This window comes from Xanthomonas sp. 10-10, from assembly GCF_040182365.1.
Taxonomy (GTDB): domain Bacteria; phylum Pseudomonadota; class Gammaproteobacteria; order Xanthomonadales; family Xanthomonadaceae; genus Xanthomonas; species Xanthomonas arboricola_F.
On sequence record NZ_CP144460.1, the window covers coordinates 4,907,693 to 4,927,474 of the forward strand.

The 19,782-nt window shown below is 65.0% G+C and carries 13 protein-coding genes, 1 pseudogene and 1 riboswitch; of the genes and pseudogenes, 8 read left to right on the forward strand and 6 right to left on the reverse strand.

The window, feature by feature from the left end; translation table 11 throughout:
* Positions 1-9 precede the first annotated feature (9 nt).
* Both VZ068_RS20750 and VZ068_RS20755 read left to right on the forward strand, forming a co-directional pair.
* A pseudogene (locus VZ068_RS20750) lies at positions 10-727 on the forward strand (S41 family peptidase).
* Positions 728-891: 164 nt separating this feature from the next.
* Positions 892-1,019, forward strand: a riboswitch (yybP-ykoY riboswitch).
* Positions 1,020-1,065: 46 nt separating this feature from the next.
* Entirely contained in the window at positions 1,066-1,647 is a 582-nt protein-coding gene (locus VZ068_RS20755) for a manganese efflux pump MntP family protein (protein ID WP_259157858.1), read from the forward strand.
* Between the two features lie 461 nt (positions 1,648-2,108).
* On the opposite strand, the gene VZ068_RS20760 is transcribed toward VZ068_RS20755, so the two are convergent.
* On the reverse strand, positions 2,109-5,558 hold the full coding sequence (locus tag VZ068_RS20760; RefSeq protein ID WP_349656366.1) for a PAS domain-containing hybrid sensor histidine kinase/response regulator: 3,450 nt from the start codon (positions 5,556-5,558) through the stop codon (positions 2,109-2,111).
* A 343-nt stretch (positions 5,559-5,901) separates the two neighbouring features.
* Between VZ068_RS20760 and VZ068_RS20765 the strand changes: the two genes are divergently transcribed.
* On the forward strand, positions 5,902-6,279 hold the full coding sequence (locus tag VZ068_RS20765) for a hypothetical protein (RefSeq protein ID WP_349656367.1): 378 nt from the start codon (positions 5,902-5,904) through the stop codon (positions 6,277-6,279).
* A 46-nt stretch (positions 6,280-6,325) separates the two neighbouring features.
* On the opposite strand, the gene VZ068_RS20770 is transcribed toward VZ068_RS20765, so the two are convergent.
* Together VZ068_RS20770 and VZ068_RS20775 are read right to left on the reverse strand one after the other, a co-directional pair.
* On the reverse strand, positions 6,326-8,725 hold the full coding sequence (locus tag VZ068_RS20770) for an NdvB protein (protein ID WP_349656368.1): 2,400 nt from the start codon (positions 8,723-8,725) through the stop codon (positions 6,326-6,328).
* 2 nt (positions 8,726-8,727) lie between these two features.
* Entirely contained in the window at positions 8,728-10,110 is a 1,383-nt protein-coding gene (locus tag VZ068_RS20775; protein WP_259167255.1) for an MFS transporter, read from the reverse strand.
* Between the two features lie 157 nt (positions 10,111-10,267).
* Between VZ068_RS20775 and VZ068_RS20780 the strand changes: the two genes are divergently transcribed.
* On the forward strand, positions 10,268-10,852 hold the full coding sequence (locus VZ068_RS20780; RefSeq protein WP_259157874.1) for a gluconokinase: 585 nt from the start codon (positions 10,268-10,270) through the stop codon (positions 10,850-10,852).
* Between the two features lie 628 nt (positions 10,853-11,480).
* The gene (locus VZ068_RS20785) at positions 11,481-13,211 is read left to right on the forward strand and encodes a PQQ-binding-like beta-propeller repeat protein (protein ID WP_259167256.1); all 1,731 of its coding nucleotides are present in this window, start codon (positions 11,481-11,483) and stop codon (positions 13,209-13,211) included.
* A 154-nt stretch (positions 13,212-13,365) separates the two neighbouring features.
* On the opposite strand, the gene VZ068_RS20790 is transcribed toward VZ068_RS20785, so the two are convergent.
* Genes VZ068_RS20790 through VZ068_RS20800 form a run of 3 tightly spaced genes read right to left on the reverse strand, consistent with a single transcriptional unit; the run spans position 13,366 to position 14,459 of the window.
* Positions 13,366-13,593 carry a hypothetical protein gene (locus tag VZ068_RS20790; protein ID WP_259157877.1) on the reverse strand — a complete coding sequence of 76 codons (228 nt, stop codon included), beginning with the start codon at positions 13,591-13,593 and terminating at the stop codon, positions 13,366-13,368.
* A complete protein-coding gene (locus VZ068_RS20795; RefSeq protein WP_349656369.1) occupies positions 13,574-14,023 on the reverse strand; it encodes a 3-dehydroquinate dehydratase in 450 nt (149 codons plus the stop codon). The genes VZ068_RS20790 and VZ068_RS20795 overlap by 20 nt, the downstream gene beginning before the upstream one ends.
* Before the next feature lie 10 nt (positions 14,024-14,033).
* Positions 14,034-14,459 (reverse strand): hypothetical protein, encoded by a 426-nt coding sequence (locus tag VZ068_RS20800; RefSeq protein ID WP_349656370.1) that lies wholly within the window; start codon positions 14,457-14,459, stop codon positions 14,034-14,036.
* A gap of 265 nt (positions 14,460-14,724) precedes the next feature.
* Here VZ068_RS20800 and VZ068_RS20805 point away from each other — a divergent pair, with 265 nt between their 5' ends.
* From VZ068_RS20805 to VZ068_RS20815, 3 genes are read left to right on the forward strand one after another with little or no spacing between them, the layout of a single operon-like run.
* Complete coding sequence (locus VZ068_RS20805) at positions 14,725-16,401, forward strand: hypothetical protein (protein ID WP_349656371.1); 1,677 nt, start codon at positions 14,725-14,727, stop codon at positions 16,399-16,401.
* Between the two features lie 28 nt (positions 16,402-16,429).
* A complete protein-coding gene (locus tag VZ068_RS20810) occupies positions 16,430-18,121 on the forward strand; it encodes a molecular chaperone HscC (RefSeq protein ID WP_259167261.1) in 1,692 nt (563 codons plus the stop codon).
* On the forward strand, positions 18,118-19,638 hold the full coding sequence (locus tag VZ068_RS20815; RefSeq protein WP_349656372.1) for a hypothetical protein: 1,521 nt from the start codon (positions 18,118-18,120) through the stop codon (positions 19,636-19,638). Before VZ068_RS20810 ends, VZ068_RS20815 begins: the two co-directional genes overlap by 4 nt.
* Positions 19,639-19,782 lie beyond the last annotated feature (144 nt).

The window sequence follows — 19,782 nt, forward strand, 5'->3', positions numbered from 1 at the left end:
AGCCCGGCGCTGCTGGCCGATATCGATGTGCTGCAACAGGCCTATGGCGCGCTGCATCCGGGCCTGTACCGCTAAGCGACCGAACAGCAGATCGCACAACGCTTCGCCGACCTGCGCGCCGAACTCGAACACGGCAGCAACGACGCCAAGCGCATTGCACGGATGGAGGTGCTGGGGCTTGCGCGCATCGATGCCTTCGATGTGTATCTGCCGCTGCTGTTTCCGCAGATTTCCGCCAACCCGGTGCCGCAGGTGCGCACGCCCGGTACAACCGTGCAACGCGCGCTACGGGTAACGGCATCGACACGACACAGCGCAACGCGATGGCGCCCCCAGCGTGTACGCGACAGCAGCACCGGCCTGGACGCTGGCGATGGACAGCGGCCGGGTGTTCGTATTGACCAGCGCCGATAACAGTTCGGCCACCTTCGAGTTTGCGCAGCAACTCCAACGCAATGGTGTGGGCACGCTGGTCGGCCAACCCACCGGTGGCAACCTGCGCGGCATCAACGGCAGCGCGTTTTTCTTTTTGCACATGCCCAACTCGAAGATCGAAGTGGATCTGCCGCCGGTCGGGCAGGTTCCAACCAGCGCGCAACCCGATCGCGGCGTAGTGCCGGACGTGCCGGTACAGATCACCGTGCAGGATCTGCAGGACGGCCGGGATGTGGAACTGGAGACTGTTCGCGCCCTGCTGGGTCGCCAGCAGGTGCAGCCGACACGATGACAGCACAACCATCGAGCCGTGGGCTCACTCATGTTTTTGCCAACCGTCCTACTGCGGTTGCACCCCGCAAACTGCCGCTGCATAGCCACGGCTATAAAGATCAGACCGACCTTCGCGTGCGGGCAAAACGCCCGAAAGCGGGTTTTGCGTTGTTACACTGCGCGCCCCTTGGGGAGTAGCCTGCTTTCGTTCATCGAAAGCGCCTGCGTCAACATACTCGGCCATTGCGCCGTGGTGCAGGCAACCAATCGTGGTTTGGCGAGACCAGCGGCATGCGCGTACGACGACGGTTGGCGCGGGCGCATGCCGTTGTGATCGTGCCCAACCCGAGAGTGTCGATGTCTCCTTTTTCCATTGTGTTGATCGGTTTTGCGATGTCTACCGATGCGTTTGCCGCAGCGATCGGCAAGGGCGCGGCGATGCGCAAACCGCAATGGCGCGATGCGCTGCGGGCCGGTCTGATCTTCGGCAGTATTGAGGCGATCACCCCGGTGATCGGCTGGCTGTTGGGGCGCGCCGCGTCCAGCCACCTGCGTGCGTTCGATCACTGGATTGCCTTCGTGCTGCTCGGCGGCCTGGGCCTGCACATGATTGTGGCCGGCCTGCGTGCAGATCCCGACGACGCCGATGCGTCGGCCGATGCTCCGAAGAAAAATGGCCTGCTGGCCCTGGCTGCCACCGGCTTTGCCACCAGCATCGATGCGATGGCGGTGGGCGTGAGCCTGGCGTTTCTGGATGTGCACATCGGCGTGGTGGCCGTGGTGGTCGGCCTGTGCACCTTCAGCATGGTCACCGCCGGCATCATGCTGGGCCGCGTGCTCGGCAACCTGATCGGCAAACGCGCCGAGATTCTCGGCGGCGTGATCCTGGTGATCGTTGGCAGCGTCATTCTCTACGAACACTTGAGCGGCGCTGCGTAAATAGCCATGCATCGTAGGAGCGCGCTGGCGCGCGATGCGGCTTTATCGATAAAGCCTCATCGCGCGCCAGCGCGCTCCTACGTCGCATGGCCTTGCTGTTCGCGCGTGAGGCAGTACCGCACTTTAATCAATGCGTGCATCTCTGCATATCGCGGTACTGCACGCAATGCGCTGGCTCAACGCTTTTCGCATTGTGATGCGCACTCGGGAACGCCCATAGCGCGGCAGGCTCCACCGGTTTGGTCAGCAAGCGATCACCGCGTTCGTGCGCAGGTTGCTCGAACTCATTGCGACCATCGTGTGCGCACGCTCAATTGCTGGATCAACCCGGCGTGGTGCGATGCGTTCTGATCGCATCATGCCACCGTTTTTTCGTAGGAGCGCACTTGAGCGCGACGAGCGTGATCGACCATGGCTCGCCGCGCAGGCACGCTCCTGCACTGCATTCGGGTAACTAGCCTTCAGCGTTTTTTCGCGTCGTGATACGCGCTGAGAAACGCGCGTAGCGAAGCCGGTTTTACCGGCTTGGTCAGCAGGCGGTAGCCGCGTTCGCGCGCGAGTTGCTTGAGCTCGTCGCGACCATCGGCGGTGAGCAAGGCACCGGCAATCGGTGTCGATGCGGCGGCCTGCAGCGCATCCAGCGTGTCCAGGCCGTCGAGCCGGTCGTGCAGGTGATAGTCCACCAGCATCAGGTCCGGTTGTTCGCGCGCGCGCTCCAGCGCCTGATCCACGGTGCTGGCGGTGATCACTTCCACTTGCCAGCGGCCGAGCAGTGCGCACATGCCGTCGAGAATCTCGCGGTCGTTGTCCACGCACAGCACGCGCAGGCCAGCCAGCGAATCGCCGCTGGGCAACGCGCGCGCCGCAGGCGCCGGCAATAGCGGCGCCACTGGCACGGCGGCCACGCGCGGCAGCAGGATCGAGAACATGCTGCCGCGGCCCACCTGGCTGCGTGCGCTCAGGTCGTGGTCGAGCAGACGCGAGATGCGCTGGCAGATCGACAGCCCCAGCCCCAGGCCCTGCTCGCCCCAGTCGAACGGCTGCTGATAGCGGCGGAACTCTTCGAAGATCTGCCGCATGTGGTGCTCGGGGATGCCCGGGCCGGTGTCCCACACCTGCAATTCCACCTGGGTGCCGCGTCCGCGCATGCCCAGCACGATCCGTCCCTGGCGGGTGTAGCGCAGCGCATTGGCCAGGAAGTTCTGCATCACGCGGCGCAGCAGGCGGCGGTCGCTGCGCACCCAGATCGGGCGGCTGTGCACCTGCAGCTGCAGGCCGCGGCTGGCCGCCACCGGTGCGTACTGCGCGGCAAGCTCGTGCATCAGCGCGCTGGCGTCGAAGTCCTCCACCGTCGGCCGCAGCCCGCCGGCATCCAGCCGCGAGACGTCGAGCAGACCGTCGAGCAATTCCTCGGCCGCACGCAGCGAGGCATCCACGCGCTCGGCCAGATGCCGCTGTTCTTCGTTGTTTTGATGGCTCTCGCGCAGGGCCGAGGCGAACAGGCGCGCGGCGTTGAGCGGCTGCAGCACGTCGTGGCTGATGGCGGCCAGAAAGCGCGTCTTGGATTGCTGCGCCAGCTCGGCCTCGCGCGAGCGATCGGCCACGCGCTGCTCCAGGTTCTCGTTTGCATCCAGCAGCGCGCGCTCGGCCCGCTTGTAGTCGGTGATGTCGTTGTAGCTGGTGACGTAGCCGCCGCCGGGCAGCGCCTGCCCGCGCATTTCGATCACCTTGCCGTCGCTGCGGGTGCGCTCGAACACATGCGGCGAGCCGGCGCGCATGTAGCGGATGCGGCGATCGATCTGGTCTTCGATATCGCCCTCGCCCAACTCGCCGCGCTCGGCGTTGTAGCGGATCAGGTCGGCGACCGGGCGGCCGACGTACAACATGCCGTCCGGATAGCCGAACAGCTGCTGATAGCGCCGATTCCACGCGGTCAGGCGCATCTCCGGGTCGACCACGCTGACGGCGGCGCTGATGTTTTCCAGCGTGGTGGACAGGATCTCGCGATTGAAGCGCAGCTCCTGGCCGGCTTCGTCCAGCACCGCCACCACCTCGCCCAGGTCCATGCCCGAGCCGCGCAGCAGGCTGGTCAGCACCAGGCGTGCGGAGGCCGCGCCGATCGAGGCGGCCAGCAGGCGCTCGGTAAACTGCACCCAGGCGCGGTCGGCGACCACGGTCGGTTGCAGCTCGCGCTCCAGCAGCACCGCCTGATCGACAAAGGCGCGATGCGCATGCCGCTCGCCCACCACGCGCTCGGCCAGCGCCTGCAGGTCGGCCACCCGCACATGACCGGGCCAGTCGCCGGCCACTGCCGGACGCTGCGCGTACGGGTCCAGGAACGGTGCCGCGCGCAGGCGCTCGTTGACGCCGGGACGCCAGCGCGCCGACACCAGCATCATCGCGCCGACGTTGATCAGCAGCGACCAGAACGTGCCATGCGCCAGTGGGTCCCACCCGCGCATGCCGAACAGTTGCTGCGGCTGCAACCAGGCGATGCCGAACGGCCCGTCCGCCAGCCACTCCGGCTGCAACCAGCCCGCACGCGTGGCCGCCGGCAGCAGCAGCGTATAGATCCAGGTCGCAAAGCCCAGCACCATGCCGGTTTCCACGCCCTTGCGGCTGGCGCCGCGCCAGTACAACCCGCCGATCAGGCCGGGTGCGAACTGCGCCACTGCCGCGAACGCCATCAAGCCATACGCCGCCAGCGTGGTGTCGTTGGCCACGCTGCGGTGGTAGCCATAGGCGATCAGGGCCAGCAGCAGGATGGCGACGCGGCGGATCCACAGCACCCGCGAAGCCACCGAGGCGCGCGCATCGGCACTGCCGCGCCGACGCAGCAAGACCGGCATGACCAGATCGTTGCTGACCATCGTGGCCAGCGCGATGCTGGCGACGATCACCATGCCGGTGGCGGCGGAAAATCCGCCCACGTAGGCCACCAACGCCAGCACCGTGTTGCCCTGGCTCAGCGGCAGGGCCAGCACCACCGCATCGTCCACCACTGCGCTGCCCTTGCCGAACAAGGCGATGCCGGCCGAGGCGATCGGCACCACCATCGCCGAAATGATCACCAGGTACGCGCCGAACAACCAGCGCGCGCGACGGATGTCGCCCACATCGCTGCATTCGACCACGGCCACATGGAATTGCCGCGGCAGGCAGATCACCGCCAGAAAACTTAGCAGCGTCTGCGAAATGAATCCCACCGACGGTGTGTGCTCGAACAAGGTGCGCGCCGAATCGGCGATGCGCAGCTGGTGATCGCTCAGCCACAGCCACGCAAACAGCCCCACCGCCACGATGGCGATCAGCTTGATCACCGACTCCAGCGCGATGGCCAGCATCATGCCGTGGTGGTGCTCGGTGGCATCCACCTGGCGGGTGCCGAACAAGGTGGCGAACAACGCCATCAGCAGCGCCACATACAACGCCGGATCGGCAAAGATCCCGCGCCCGGCGCTGCTATGCCCGGTCAGCACCTCCAGGCTCATCGCCACGGCTTTGTACTGCAGCGCCAGATACGGGACGATGCCGACCAGCGCGATCACCGCCACCAACGCGGCCAGCCGCCGCGAGCGGCCGTAACGCGAGGAAATGAAATCGGCGATGGAGACGGTGTTTTCGGCACGTGCGATCAGCGCCAGCCGCTCGATGATGCGCCAGCCGAACAGCAGCAACAGCAACGGGCCGAGATAGATCGGCAGATAACCGATGCCGTTGCGCACCGCCGAGCCCACCGCGCCATAGAACGTCCACGACGAGCAGTACACCGCCAGCGCCAGGCTGTAGACCGCCGGGCGCAGCCACGGCCGCTCCGGATACATCGGCCGACGGTCGCCCCACCACGCCACCCCGAACAGCAGTGCGGCGTAGCCGACGGAGACCAGCAACAGGATCCAGCTTGAGACCAACGGGCGTTCCTAGGCGGCGCGATGCGAGCCTGGGAGTTTACGCAGTGGGGAACAGCGCGTGGGCGACGGGACGCTTCTGGCGGTGGATTGGGCAGCGGGGCGCGGCGTGTGGACGGCTGGAGGGCTGGCTGCCCCCATCCGCCCTTCGGGCACCTTCCCCCGCAGGCGGGGGAAGGAAGCGTCGCAGATGAAAGCGGAAGGCCGGCCGCCCGTTTTGCCGGCTGTTGGCTTCAGGCTTCTCGATCCCGGATCTGGCCTGGAGCGTTAGCTTTGAGCTGTAGCTGTAGCCCTGTCTGTAGCCCTGTCTGCACCGCTGTCTGTGGCGGTGGCTTTGGCTTTGGCCGTGTCGGTGTCGGTGTCGGTAGCTTTGGCTTTGGCTGTGGCTGTGGCTGTGGCTGTGGCTGTGGCTTTGGCTTTGGCTGTGGCTTTGGCTTTGGCTGTGGCTGTGGCTGTGGCTGTGGCTGTGGCTGTGGCTGTGGCTGTGGCTGTGGCTGTGGCTGTGGCTGTGGCTGTGGCTGTGGCTGTGGCTTTGGCTGTGGCTGTGGCTGTGGCTGTGGCTGTGGCTGTGGCTGTGGCTGTGGCTGTGGCTGTGGCTTTGCCTTTGTCTGTGGCTTTGCCTTTGCCTTTGGCTCTCGCAACGACAATCTCAAAACTGCCGGCAACGTCCCCTCTCCCCCTTGGGGGAGAGGGTGCCCGAAGGGCGGGTGAGGGCCGCGGGTGAGGGCCGCGGGTAAGGACCGCTGGCGACAACAGCCGCAGACGCCCGCTCAGCCCGGCAGACGCACGCGCACCTGATACGTGCGCCCGGCAACGATGCCGTGCACGCGCTGGTCCGGGCAGGGAGCGCCATCCACCTCGACCTCGACCTGCGTGCGCCCCGACTCACGCGTCAACGCAACCTCGAACTGCGCACCGCGAAATTGCCGCGTCACCTGCGCATCGGCCCAATGCGAAGGCAGCTGCGGGCGGATCGCCAACGCATCGCCCTCGCCGACCAGGCCGAACAGACCTTCCAGCACGCAGCGATACACCCAGGCCACCGTGCCGGTGTTGAACAGCTGGCTGGACCGCCCGGCCGTGCGCGGATACTGGTGCCAGGCGCCACGGTAGTAGTTGGGCAACGACACCGGCAGGTGACCGCGCTGCAACACGTCCTCGCGGGTCGGGCCCGGCAGCATCGCGCGCAGGACCTCCCAGGCACGGTCGGCTTCGCCGATCTGGTACAGGCTGTACAGGTAGAACGCCACCGCATGGTTGTAGACCGCACCGTTTTCAGCGGCGCCCGGCCATTTCTGCGTCAAGCGGCCCACGTCATCGCGCATATGCGTATACGCTGGGGCCAGCATCACCGGCCCGTACGGCGTATGCAGCTGCTCGCGCACCGCGTCCAGCAATGCGTCGCGCTGTGCGGCATCGGCGGTGCCGGCCAGCAACGCAAAACTCTGCGGATTGAGATAGATGCGGCCCTCCACATCGTCGGCGATCCCGAAGCGCACACCATCGTCGGTGATGCCGCGCGCATACCAGTTGCCGTCCCACAGTTCGCGGTTGGCATCGGCATTGACCGTGCCCACCGCCTGGCCGAATGTCTCCGCCTGGGCGGCGCGTCCATGCGCGGCGCAGATGTCGGACCACAGCCGCAACGCATAGGCGGTGGCCACGGTGAGCCAGCCGGAGACGCCCTTGCCGCGCCAGCCAACCATGTTCATCGGATCGTTCCAGTCGCCTTGCGCAATGAAGCTCAGGCCGCGCGCATCGCGCGCATCCAGCAACCACTGCATGGCCGCATCCAGCCGCTCGGCCACGCTGAGCACCTGCCCGTCCTGGGTGCGCACCATCGCCTCCAGCACGCTGGCATCGCCGGTTTCGGCAAGATACGCACTCAGGAAAATCGGCAACCACACGCAGTGGTCGGTATGCGGCACCTGGTTGATGTATTTCAGCTCGGCACCTTCCACCAGCAGGATGCCATCCGGCATCGCGCCGCTGGGCTCCTGCTGCGACAAGGCATGCAGCAACGCCGCACGCGCGGTGGCCGGCTGCAGGTAGGCCATACCCATGTGATCCTGCAAATAATTGCGGGTCTGCGGATCGGTAGTCAGGCGATTGACATCGCCGTGATAGAACACCTGCCGCGGCAACCAATGGTTGACCAGGTTGTCCAGCGCCGCATCCGGCGTTGCGATCTGCACGCAACCACGCCCGCCCTGCAGATAGTGCGCGTAGTCGCGCGCGGCGGCGGCAAAGCCGGCTGCGGACAGATAGCGCGCGCGGATTGCAGCAATCTCCGCATCGTCCTTGGCCGGCCCGAACGCGAAGCGGTACACGCTGGCCGCATCGGCGTCCAGCGTCAGCCGATACTGCAGCGCGGCGGCGGGCGTTTCGTAATGTGCCTCGCTGTTGCCCAGCTGCTCGGCCTGGATGGCAGAAGGCGCATGCAGGCCGCCCTCGCCTTCGAAGGCCATCTGCTGCGCATCCCAGGCCACAGGCGGTTGCTCGTGCAACAGGAAGGTGCAGTCCTTGAAATCGCGCTGACGAAAGTAATCGTCCACTTTTTGATACGGCGCCACGCTGCGGCAGACGATACCGCCCAACGCCGGCTCGTAGCCGCCGGACTGATGCATCCACGACATGTAGCCGACCGGGAAATACACATACAGGCTCAACCGCCGCGCGCGCCCGGAGGCGTTATGCACGCGGCATTCCCACAGTTCCACCGCATCGTCGGTGGGCAAGGCCACGCACAGCTCCACCACGATGTCGTCATGCTGCACGCGCCAACGCACATCGTGCTTGCCGGCGGAGAATTCGAATGCCTGCGGCGGCGCGCGCACCGGTTCGTGCGGCACCGAATACAACGCCCCGCTGTCTTCGTCCTTGAGATAGAAAAAACGCCCGGGGTGATGCGCGTAATACGGCTGCTCGGGCATCATGAAGTTGCGTGCTTCCAGCACCGGCGCATGTGCGTACTTGGATGGCTCCGGCTGCATGAACTGGCCGGTAGCATAGCCGCGACAGGTCAGCTGCAACATCATGCGACGGTTCCACAGAAAGCCGCCGGCATTGGGCATGGCGGTCGGGCTGTAGAGCGCGTAGCGCGCGCCGTCGGCGCTGGGCGCCAGCAAGGTGGACAGATCGTCGGAAGCAGCAAGAGGCGTTGCAGACACGGTCAGGGATGCTCCGGTTCGTCGCGCTTGCGCGCGGCCAGTTCGTGTTGGATACGGCTCAGCAAGCCGTCATCCAGCGGATAGAAACGCATGGTCCAGGCAGCCAGCAGCGCCACCGCGCCCGGGATCACCGTCAGCAGCAGCACGATGCCGGTCAACGACCCGCTGGACTGCGCACTGTTGGCCACATAGCCCATGCCGGCCAGCACCCAGGCGATGCCGGCCGAGGCGAGCGCGCCGCCCAGCTTTTGCGAAAACGTCGCCGCCGCAAAGGTCATCGCGGTCGCACGCCGGCCGGTGCGCCATTCGGTGTAGTCGGCGCTGTCGGCATACATCGAAAACGCCAGCGGCGACTTCGGCCCCAGTGCCAGGCCGATCAGCATGTTCAACGCAAAGATCGCCCAGACCGCATCGGCAGGCACGAAGAACATCGCACAGCTCAACAGGCCGACGAGCACCATCAGCCAGCACATCAGCTGACGCTTGTCCCAGTGCCGGGTCAGCAGCGGCGTGATTGCCGCGCCAACGCCCAACGCTACCGAATAACAGCCCAAGAACAAGCCGACCAGATCCGGACGTTGCACGTAGTACTTGAGGTAGTACACCCCCGCACCGCCGCGCATGGTGATGGTGATCATGATGATCAGCGACAGCACGAACAGCACGCACCACGGCTTGTTCTGCAGCAGATCGGCGATGTCCCGGCCGACCGGCGTGCGCTGTTGCGGCGGTGGCTGCACGCGCTCGCGCGTCGTCAAGGCCACGCTCACGAACAGCGCAACTGCGATGGCGCCGTACAGCATCATCGTGCGCTGCCATCCCAGCGCGTCGTTGCCGCCGCCGAACCAACGCACCAGATCCATCGTGAAGTAATTGACCAGCGTGGTGCCTGCAAACGCACCGATGAAACGCAGGCTGATCAGACCGGTGCGCTGCTTGCTGTCGGCGGTGATCACGCCCGAGAGCGCCGAGTACGGAATGCTCACCACGGTGTAGGCCAGCATCATCACCAGGAAGCTGATCGTGGCCCACCACATGCGCCCGTTCTGATCCAGGTCCGGGGTGGTATACGCCACCACCCCGGTCACCGCCATCGGCACCGCACCCCACAGCAGATACGGGCGGAACTTGCCCCAGCGGCTACGCGTGCGGTCGGCGATCGCCCCCATCGCCGGGTCGGCGATCGCATCGGCGATCTTGGTCAACAGGATCATCGTGCCCACCGCTGCGGCCGGCAGATGCATGGTGTCGGTGTAGAAGATCAGCAGAAACGCCGAGATGTTGGCCCAATACAGATTCAGGCCCAGATCGCCGGCGCCATAGCCCAACTTTTCGCGCCAGCGCAGGCGCGACGATGCAGGAGACGGTGCGGGTGTTGACGTCATCGACGGACCTTCGGATGCGTTGTACCCGGCCGGGCACGCCGTTACGCTGGGTGCCCGCTCACCTGGCAAGGAGCGCCGACGCTACACCAGGCATCGGCTGCCGCCAACGTGAAATCGGCTCGAATGCCGAATCGATCCGGAGATATAACCTGACGTGATGGACACCGCCGTACCCGCCAAGCTCGCGTCCGCTTCGCCCATGGCCATCGTTGTGATGGGCGTCTCGGGCAGCGGCAAGACCACCATCGCGCAGGCGCTCGCCGCGCATTACCACTTCCGTTTTCTGGATGCCGACGACTACCACAGCGTGGCCGCACGCGCGCAGATGGCGGCCGGCCAGCCACTGACCGACGCCATGCGTCTGCCGTGGGTGGAACTGCTGGCCGCCACCTTGCGCGAGCGCGTGCAGGCCGGTGAATCGGTGGTGCTGGCGTTCTCAGGGCTGCGCAACACACACCGCCAATTGCTGCGCGGCAGCAACGTGCCGATGCGCTTTGTGTTCCTGCATGCGGCGCCGCATGTGATTGCCGCACGCCTGAGCGCACGCGCCGGCCACTTCATGCCACCCAGCCTGCTCGACAGCCAGCTGCAGACGCTGGAGCTTCCGCTGGACGAGGCGGACGTGGTGTCGGTCGATGTGGATGCCACGGTCCCCGAGGTGGTGCAGGATGCTATCGCGCAGTTGGCGCTGACCGCTCCGGCTCCAGTGCAGGCAGCCACGCATTCGCCGCAACGCGCGTGACATGCCGAGCTCATCGCTGATCACTCCTTCTCCCATCGGGAGAAGGTGGCGCAAAAAAAGCGCCGGATGAGGGTACGTGCGAAGCAGCGTGCAGCTGGGATACGTCAGGGCTTCGTCCCGGTACCCTCCCCAACCCTTCTCCCGCCGGGAGAGGGCTTATCTCGCGCCGGGAAGTGCGTGAGTGAGTTCGCGCCCGCACACATCTTCTCCCATCGGGAGAGGAGCTTGCTGTCCTAGCCGATTGGTTGGCTCGCCCATCGCCAGTTCGTGATGCGCCGCGCAGGGTGGCGCTGGTGATGCAGCATCGACTGCGACCCACTGCACAAGGTGGCGCAAAATTTCCTGGTTACTTTTTGCAAACCCATGAATTGCAGACGAATCCACGCGATCGCGTCGAATCATTTTTTCTATCGTACCTAAGCGAAATAGTGATGGATCATCACTATTTGTGCGATTAACGCACCTGCTGAACGCAAATTTTTCGAGCTGGTATTACCAGATACAAACGGACCCGACCGTCGCATGAATACAGCGGCGTGCGCGTATTGCGCGGACACGGCAATCGGCGATCTTCACCACGCAGATCCGGGGGGATCCAGCGCTTCCTTCCATCAATGGACATGCCGTGATGACCAACTTCAATCGCCGCTTGCGGTTACGCAGTTTGACGCTCATTCCCTGCCTGCTTGCCAGCGCAGTGGCTTTCGCCCAGCCCGGCCCCGCCACCGCGCAGCAGTCGGTGTCGTCCCTGGATGCCCAGGCGTTCGCGCGCTCCGGCCAGGTGTGGAGCGCCTTCGGCAGCAATCTCCCGTTCGCCAGCCCCACCAACTGGCCCTCCGCCGGTGGCGGTTACTTCAACGCGCGCTTCGCACCGGGCGAGTGGAAGATCAATCGCACCACCGTCAAAGGCCTCAAGCCGGCCTGGACCCTGACCACCACCGGCGACATCTCGGCCACGCCTAGCGTGGAAGGCGGCACCCTGTATGTGCCCGACTGGGGCGGCACCCTGTACAGCGTCGACACCCAGACCGGCAAGCCGAACTGGCAGGCCAAGTTGTCCGACTACACCGGCAACGCCGCCTCGGTGACGCGCAACACCCCGGCCATCAGCGCCAAGAGCATCATCGTCGGCGACCAGGCTGCAGGCACCGTGCTGGCGATCGACAAGAAGACCGGCAAGCTGTTGTGGAAGACCACCGCCGAAGCCAACCCGCAGGCGCGCATCACCTCCTCGCCGGTGATCTACGGCAACCGCATCTACGTGCCCGTATCTTCCGGCGACTGGGGCAACCTCGACTCGACCCATACCTTCAGTTTCCGCGGCAGCGTCGTGGCGCTGGATCTGAACACCGGCAAGAAGCTGTGGCAGTTCTACAACGTGCCCGAAGGCTACACCGGCGCCTCGGTGTGGGGCCAGGTGGCGATCGATCCGATCAGCCGCCGCCTGTATTTCGGCACCGGCAACAACTACAACATTCCGCAGAGCGTGGGCAACTGCGTCTCCAATGCGCGCTCCTACCGCGGTAGCGAGCTGACCGTGCAGGACGAACTGAACTGCATGGCGCCGGATAACTACGTCGACTCGGTGGTGGCGTTGAATCTGGATACCGGCAAGCTGGCCTGGGCCAATCGCGCACAGGGTTACGACGCATGGAACCTGTCGTGCATCGTCGCACCCACCAACGGCCTGTGCCCCAACACGCAGGCAACCAACCTGACCGGCCCCGATTACGACTTCGGTGGTGCCGGCGTCCAGCTGTTCACCGTGTGGCGTGACGGCAAGCCGCAGCAGTTGGTCGGCGCAGGGCAAAAGAGCGGCATCTATTGGGCCTTCGACGCCAGGACCGGTGCCAAGGTGTGGTCGACCCAGGTCGGCCCCGGCGGCACCACCGGCGGCGTCGAATGGGGCACCGCGTTCGACCCGTACAAGTCGCAGGTCTATGTGGCCATCAACAACAGCTCCAACGCCACCTACACCCTGGGGCCGGACAACACCGTCAGCCACAACGGCGGCTCGTGGGCAGCGCTGGATGCCGCGACCGGCAAGATCAAATGGCAGGTCAAGGTGCCCGGCATCAACCGCGTGAATCCGACCGTGCCGGCCGGCGGCCAGGGCTCGCTGACTGTGTCGCCGAACCTGCTGTATGCCGGTTCGATGGCAGGCAACATGGTTGCCCTCGATACCGATACCGGCGCCACGCTGTGGAACTACGACGCCACCGGCTCGGTCATCAGCTCGCCGGCCGTGGTCAATGGTGCGTTGTACTGGGGCGCCGGCTACGGCCGCTTCAACTTCGGTACCGCCGCGACCAGCAATCAGCTGATCAAGTTCGTACCGGACAGCAGCGCGGCCAAATAAGCGGCTAGCACCTGCTCTGCGTCGAGTGACGCACAGTGATGGCAAAACGACGGCGCCACCTTCGGGTGGCGTCGTTGTATACGGTCGCAACGTGTGTCGGTGCTGGCCGCGACACCGACGCACATGCCGGAACGTTGCGGCAGCGGCATGATCGCTACAGGCGCGTGACCTGACACAACCGGATCTGCCCCGCTTCCAGCCCATGCGCCTCGGCCGCGCGACGGCGCAAGGCGCACACCAGTCCGGCGGCATCCAGCTTGCCATCGGCAGGCACCTCCACGCTGTGGGCAAGTTGTCCCCACAGCACCGGCCGACCATCGCAATAGCCTTCGTAGTCGGCGAAGTAATGCAGCTGGCGCCGCTCAGGTACCGACGTGGACATCGCCCTGGATCTCCGTGCAGCCCAGATGTTCCAACGCGATTTCCAGCCCCAGCAGATAGCTCTGCGCGCAGTAGCCGCGCACCGTCGCAATGCATTCGCCAAGACCTGCCGGCAGGCAGCGCTCCGGCCGGTCGGTGCTGTCGTCATGCGTTTCCACGTAGGGATAGCGTAACGACGCCAGTACCCGGTGCAGGCGTACGCTGCCCACGCAGCTGCCCGGATCGATCAACGCAATTTCCATCCGCGCCTGCCCGGCCACGCACAAGGCATCCAGCAGTTCCTGCTCCGACCCGCAGGCCCGCAACGCCACTGTCTTGCCCGCATCCCCGGCGCACTGCACCAGCTGCCGGATCACGGCCCGCGGCAAAGGCTGCGGCCCACGCACCAGTGGCGAGGATGCTTCCGGCCCACGTACGATCATGATCGACATGCCGGCGTCCTCAGGCAGCCACGCGCAACGGCGCGTGCAACGACGGCAGACAACGCGCGGCAATGCCCAGCGACATCGCATATGCGCGCGACGCATCGTGCGGGGCAATCACCACCGCCAACGGCGCATGCTGCGGATGCAGCCACGGCTCCAACTCCTGCCCAGCATCGGTGTGCAGCTCGATGTATGGGGTGGGCAATGCATCCACCGCCGCACGCAAGGCCCTGGCACAGCTGCGCTCGGACAAGGGCAGATCGCCCGAGTCCAGCAGCACCAGTTCCACCTCGGAATCGCCACCGGCTGCCTGCAGCCCGGCAATCAAGCTGTCCACGTCGGCACAGGCCAGCGTACGCAACGTACGGCCGGCGCATTCGGCCTGCATCGGCGCCCATTGCGCCGGATCGGCCTGCGGGCCTTGCAAAATCAGGATACACATCGTGTTTGGCTCAACGCACCACTGTGCGGGAGTGCCAAGGTAGATCTGCGCGGCGTAAAGAGGCTAGGCACGTTCCGATGTGCTGACATAAAGAGTACGTAATGGCTGCATGTACCGATTCATTCACAGCCCCATCCGCCCTGTAGGACAGCGGCGTAAAGTTCCTCCGCCACCGGTCGATAACGCGTGATTGGAGCCGGGAGCAGGTCAGGATGGAACGCGATCACCCCATCGGGATTGCAGGGTTGCAACGATGAGCTGGGCAATGGAAGCGCTGGATCTCCCAGCTGATGCCGATGCGCGCGCGATCAAGCGCGCGTACGCCGTACGCCTTAAAACCGCTCGCCCGGATGATGATCCGGTGGCATTCCAGCAACTGCACGAAACCTATCAGGCCGCATTGGCTTACGCAGCACGTACCGAACAAGCTAGCGACGACGACGCTGACAACACGCCGGCGCAGATCGTCACATCGACAGCCGAAGCATTGTCGGAAAGCCAGCGTTCCAGGACGCAACCGCGGCGCTCGCTGGCTGCATATATTGAAGACCCTGCGCTTGAGGCAGAAATCGAGCGCTGGCAAGATGGCGCGCACGTGCAGGAATGCGCTGCACATATCCTGGCGGCAGCGCAAGACATGCCCGACGAGAGCTTTTCCGCATGGTTGAACGCCCTGCCGGAATGGTGGTCGCTGGAGCTGCGTCCGCAAATTGGTCAGGCCCTCGCTGGCCTTGTGGAAGACCAACGCTTACCGGTCACCGATGCGACTTTTGATCTGCTGATCGCAAGCTTTGGCGACGATGCCGAGGCCGATGGCTCTCATCTGCTATGGGCTGCGCGGGTGATGGACGTGGCCCTGGGGCAGCCGCCGGAGTCTTTCGAACACTGGATGCGGCACCGTCTTGATGCGTGGTCCCCCTATCAGAACTTCATGATCAGCCAGCACGTCTCGCGGGCGCTCGGAATACAACGTCCAACCCTGGGTCTGGCAACCATCGATACGCTGATGAAGGCCTTTGGCTGGCATCATGCGCTGGTAGACGATGACGACCTCGCCTGGCTGCAGGCGGCACGCAGCACAGCGCGCAAGCAGGAACTGGCTTTGCGACGTGAGTCGGCGCTGGCACTCGATGGCGATGCCGAAGTGCTGGCCTACGAGTTGACAGTGGCTGGATGGGACGGGATGACGCCACAGTGGGCAGCTGCACTGCGCTCCCGTCTGGCACGGCCACCCTCGCCATGGCGCTCCCTGACGACCGCGCTACTACCGGCACGGCCTGCATGGATGTACCGCTTCTGCAGCATCGTGCAGCGGTGGTTTCCACACCAGTTGCCCGAATCGGTGCATGCGCAGAATCTGCGTTTCTGGATACAGATCGGTAACCCGCAGCGCCCCCACGGCCGTCAGTTGGGCTTGGGCCTGGCGCGAGGACTTTGCGTTGCCGCCCTGCTTGCCATCGGCTCCGGCTTATTGGCGATCCTTTCGACCATTCATCCCGAGACTGAGAATGCAACCTGGGCGTTCCGTAGCATTGGATGGGGTTTGGTGGGCTGGAGTGCGCTGGTACTCGTCCACCTGGGTGCGCAGTGGCAGGCGCGTAGACTCATGTCCGACGCGCACAAGCGCATCGCGCACCGCTGGTTGTTGCCTGCGGCCATGACCGCAGGCATTGCCGGCACGGCAGGTGGATGGGGTGATGGCGTGGTGGGTGCGGCCATGGGCGCTGCCTTGGTCTGCATGGCGATGTACCGCGTCATGGGGCGCATGGTTCCGCCACCGGCAGTCAAGGCGCCACAATCGCTCGTCATTTCGGGGGTTATCGGGCTCGCTTCGGCGGCGATGGGTGCGAGCCTGTGGCCCGGGTTGGCCGTCGCTCTACTGCTTTGGCTGGTGTCGCTTGTGCAAGACGTGCAGCACGACGACCTGTCCATCCTCAATTGAAATTTCATAGACGCTAAAGGATTCCGTCATGATCGTAGGTATCGACCTGGGCACTACGCACTCGCTGATCGGCGTGCACGATGCCGAGGGTGGGAGGTTGTTTTCCAATCCGCATGGCAGCCTGCTGACACCGTCGGTGATCAGCATCGGCGACGACGGCAGCCTGCTCGTCGGCCAGCCGGCGCGCGAGCGCCTGGTGACACATCCATATCTGAGCGTGGCTGCGTTCAAACGCTGGATGGGCAGTCCGCGCGAGACCAAACTGGGCCAGCGCAGCTTCCGCCCCGAAGAGTTATCTGCACTGATCCTGCGCTCGTTGATTGCCGATGCCGAAGCGGCGCTAGGCAGCAGGATCGAAGAAGCGGTGATCAGCGTACCGGCATACTTTTCCGATGCGCAGCGCAAAGCCACGCGCGTGGCCGGGGAGCTGGCGGGTATTCGCGTGGAACGGCTGATCAACGAGCCCACCGCCGCCGCGCTCGCCTACGGGCTGCAGGAACGTGGCGGCGAAGGTCGCGTGCTGGTACTGGACCTGGGTGGTGGCACGTTCGATGTGTCGCTGCTGGAAATGTTCGATGGCGTGGTCGAAGTACACGCCAGTGCCGGCGACAACTTTCTCGGCGGCGAGGATTTTCTCGAGGTGCTCGTGGAAGGCTTTTGTGCCGAGCATCGTCTCGATGCGGCCAAGCTAGCACCCGGCGACAGTGCGCAGCTGCGCCGCCGGCTGGAACAGCTCAAGCGCGAGCTGAGTACGCAGGCACAAGGCACGCTCAACGTGAGCATGGCGGGACACAGCTATACCTGGGAAGTCGACGAAGCACGCTTTGCGCAGCTGGCCGAGCCGTTGCTGCAGCGTATGCGTGCGCCGATCGAGCGCGCCTTGCGCGATGCAAAGCTCAAACCTTCGGAGCTGGACGACATCGTGCTGGTTGGCGGTGCAGTGCGCATGCCGATGATCAGCCGCCTGGCCACCCGCATGCTTGGCCGGCTACCGCTGCGTCATGTCAACCCGGATCACGCCATCGCGCTGGGCGCGGTCGTCGCTGCCGGCCTGAAAAGCCGCGACGAGAGCCTGCGCGAAGTGGTGCTCACCGATGTATGCCCGTACACCCTGGGTACGCAGGTGGCGCGTCAAGGCAACGACGGCAAGGTGCGTTCCGGCTATTTCCATCCCATCATCCCGCGCAACAGCGTGGTACCGGTGAGCCGCGAGGATCGCTTCTATCCAATGAACGAGCAGCAGAGCCACGTCATCATCGATGTCTACCAGGGCGAAAATCCCATGGTGGAAAAGAACATCAAGCTGGGAGAACTGCGCGTTGCGCTGGATCTCAAGCGGTCACGCAACGAGCAAGGGGTGCTGACCCGCTTCACCTACGATGTCGATGGGCTGCTGCAAGTCGAGGTGATCGAGGATGCCACCGGCAAGCGTCACGAGCTGGTACTGGAACAGAATCCAGGGCTGCTCGATCGTGAGGAGATCGCGCGGCGGCTGCAGGCATTGGCGGCCATCAAGGTGCATCCGCGCGACCAGCAGCAGAATATTGCCCTGATGGCGCGTACCGAGCGCGTCTACGAGGAATACATCGACGCACGGCACATGGTGCAGCAGTGGATGGCGCAGTTCCGTGAGGTGCTCGAGAGCCAGGATCTGCCACGCATCGAACGCCACCGCGACGAACTTGCGCAGGCGTTGGACGAGCTGGAGGCGCGTGCATGAAGTGGGCGCTGGAAGCGCTTGGCCTGGAGGTGGATGCAGATGCGCGTGCGATCAAGCGCGCATACGCAACACGCCTGAAAGTCACCCGCCCGGACGACGATCCTGTCGGTTTCCAGCAACTGCATGAAACCTACCAAGCCGCGCTCGCCTGGTCGCGTTACCGCGCAGAGAGGGCGATGGTCGACCAGGCCAATGACCAGCATGAAGAGGACACGTCTGAGACCGTGGTGCACAACGACCGGTCTGCCGCGCCGCGACAGATCGCCCTGTCTCCAATACCGGACGCCCAATACGCTACCGCACAATGGCCCGAGTCGGCGCAGCCGGATGCAGCACCACGCCCGGCCCCTGCGATTTCTGTCGACTGGGTCGTGCCGCCGCAACCGCCGTTGCCCGACGTCGATGTGGAACAGGTGCAGCGACGCATCCTGCGGCAGGCTGCCACAGTGGACCCGCAGGAACTGCGGCAATGGCTGACCGCACAACCGGAACTATGGTCGCTGGAGTTCAAGCCGCAGATCGGTCGTACCTTGCAGCGCTCCCTGCTGGCCGATGACCACGTGCTGATTGCAGACAACTATGACGTGCTGGCGGACTTCTTTGACTGGGAGCATGCGCTGGATGCGCCCGACCTCTATCTGGTCGAACAGGCGCGTACACGGATGCATCGCCGGTGGCTGCTGCTACCGGCCGGGCACGGCCGGTTGGCCCGGGAGCTGCAGCACCGTGGTGATGCATCGGCCTCGCTGCCGCAGGTGCGCAAGCTGCTGGGATGGTTGGCGCCGGCAGAATCGGAGGGCGCCGCGCTTGCCGCAATGCTGTGGCCAGGTCGCGCCGACCGTATTCGCCGCCTGCTGGATCTGATCGGCTATCTCCCGGACGGCAGCAAGCCGCCAGCGCCGCTGGACCGGGAAAGTGCACTGCGCTGGTACATCGCCAGCGAGCGGCACCTGTTCAATCCGGTGGTCGCAGTGCTGGGACTGGCGCGCAGCGCGATCGTGGGCAGCGTCTTTTTCCTGCTGTGCCTGTTGCTGGCCATGCTCGACCATAATCCCGCGCCGGGCATGTCGCCGGTCCTGAAGGTTGGCCTATACGGCGCGGCCATCAGTATCGTCGGCTGGTCCGCCTGGTATTGCCTGACGTCGCTAGGGCGTTGGCAATGTCGGCCCGAGGCCGATCCGCGCGTGAAGCATCCTTGGTTGCAACGCCTGTTCATTCCGGCCATCGGCATGCTGGCCGGCGCATTGATCGTTGCCGGGCAGCAGAGCGCAGCAACCATCATCGCCTTGCCGTTGCTAGTGATGGCGCTTCTGCGCTGGGCAAGCCGCGAGGGCAAGACCTTCACGTTTCGCTGGAGCTGGGGATGGATCTGGGCCGCGATCTTCCTCGCCAAGGCCGCCTTCGTCGCGCTTGGCGCACTGATCGCGTATCCAGCCGTCGCGCTGCTGGCGACCGCAATCGCCTGGGGCGCGGACATGATCTCGCAGTGGAAGTTCCGCAAGATCGCAACCCGCTGATCACTGACGGCGAACCCACCCCATGCCCTGACGGGATGCGATGGCGACGGGGCGCTGCGCGGGGTCGCCCCGCACGTCGCCGGATTTGCTCGGTGGTGTGACCGCTGCGGGAGCTGGTGCTCCCGCATCTGGAAACGGAAGCAA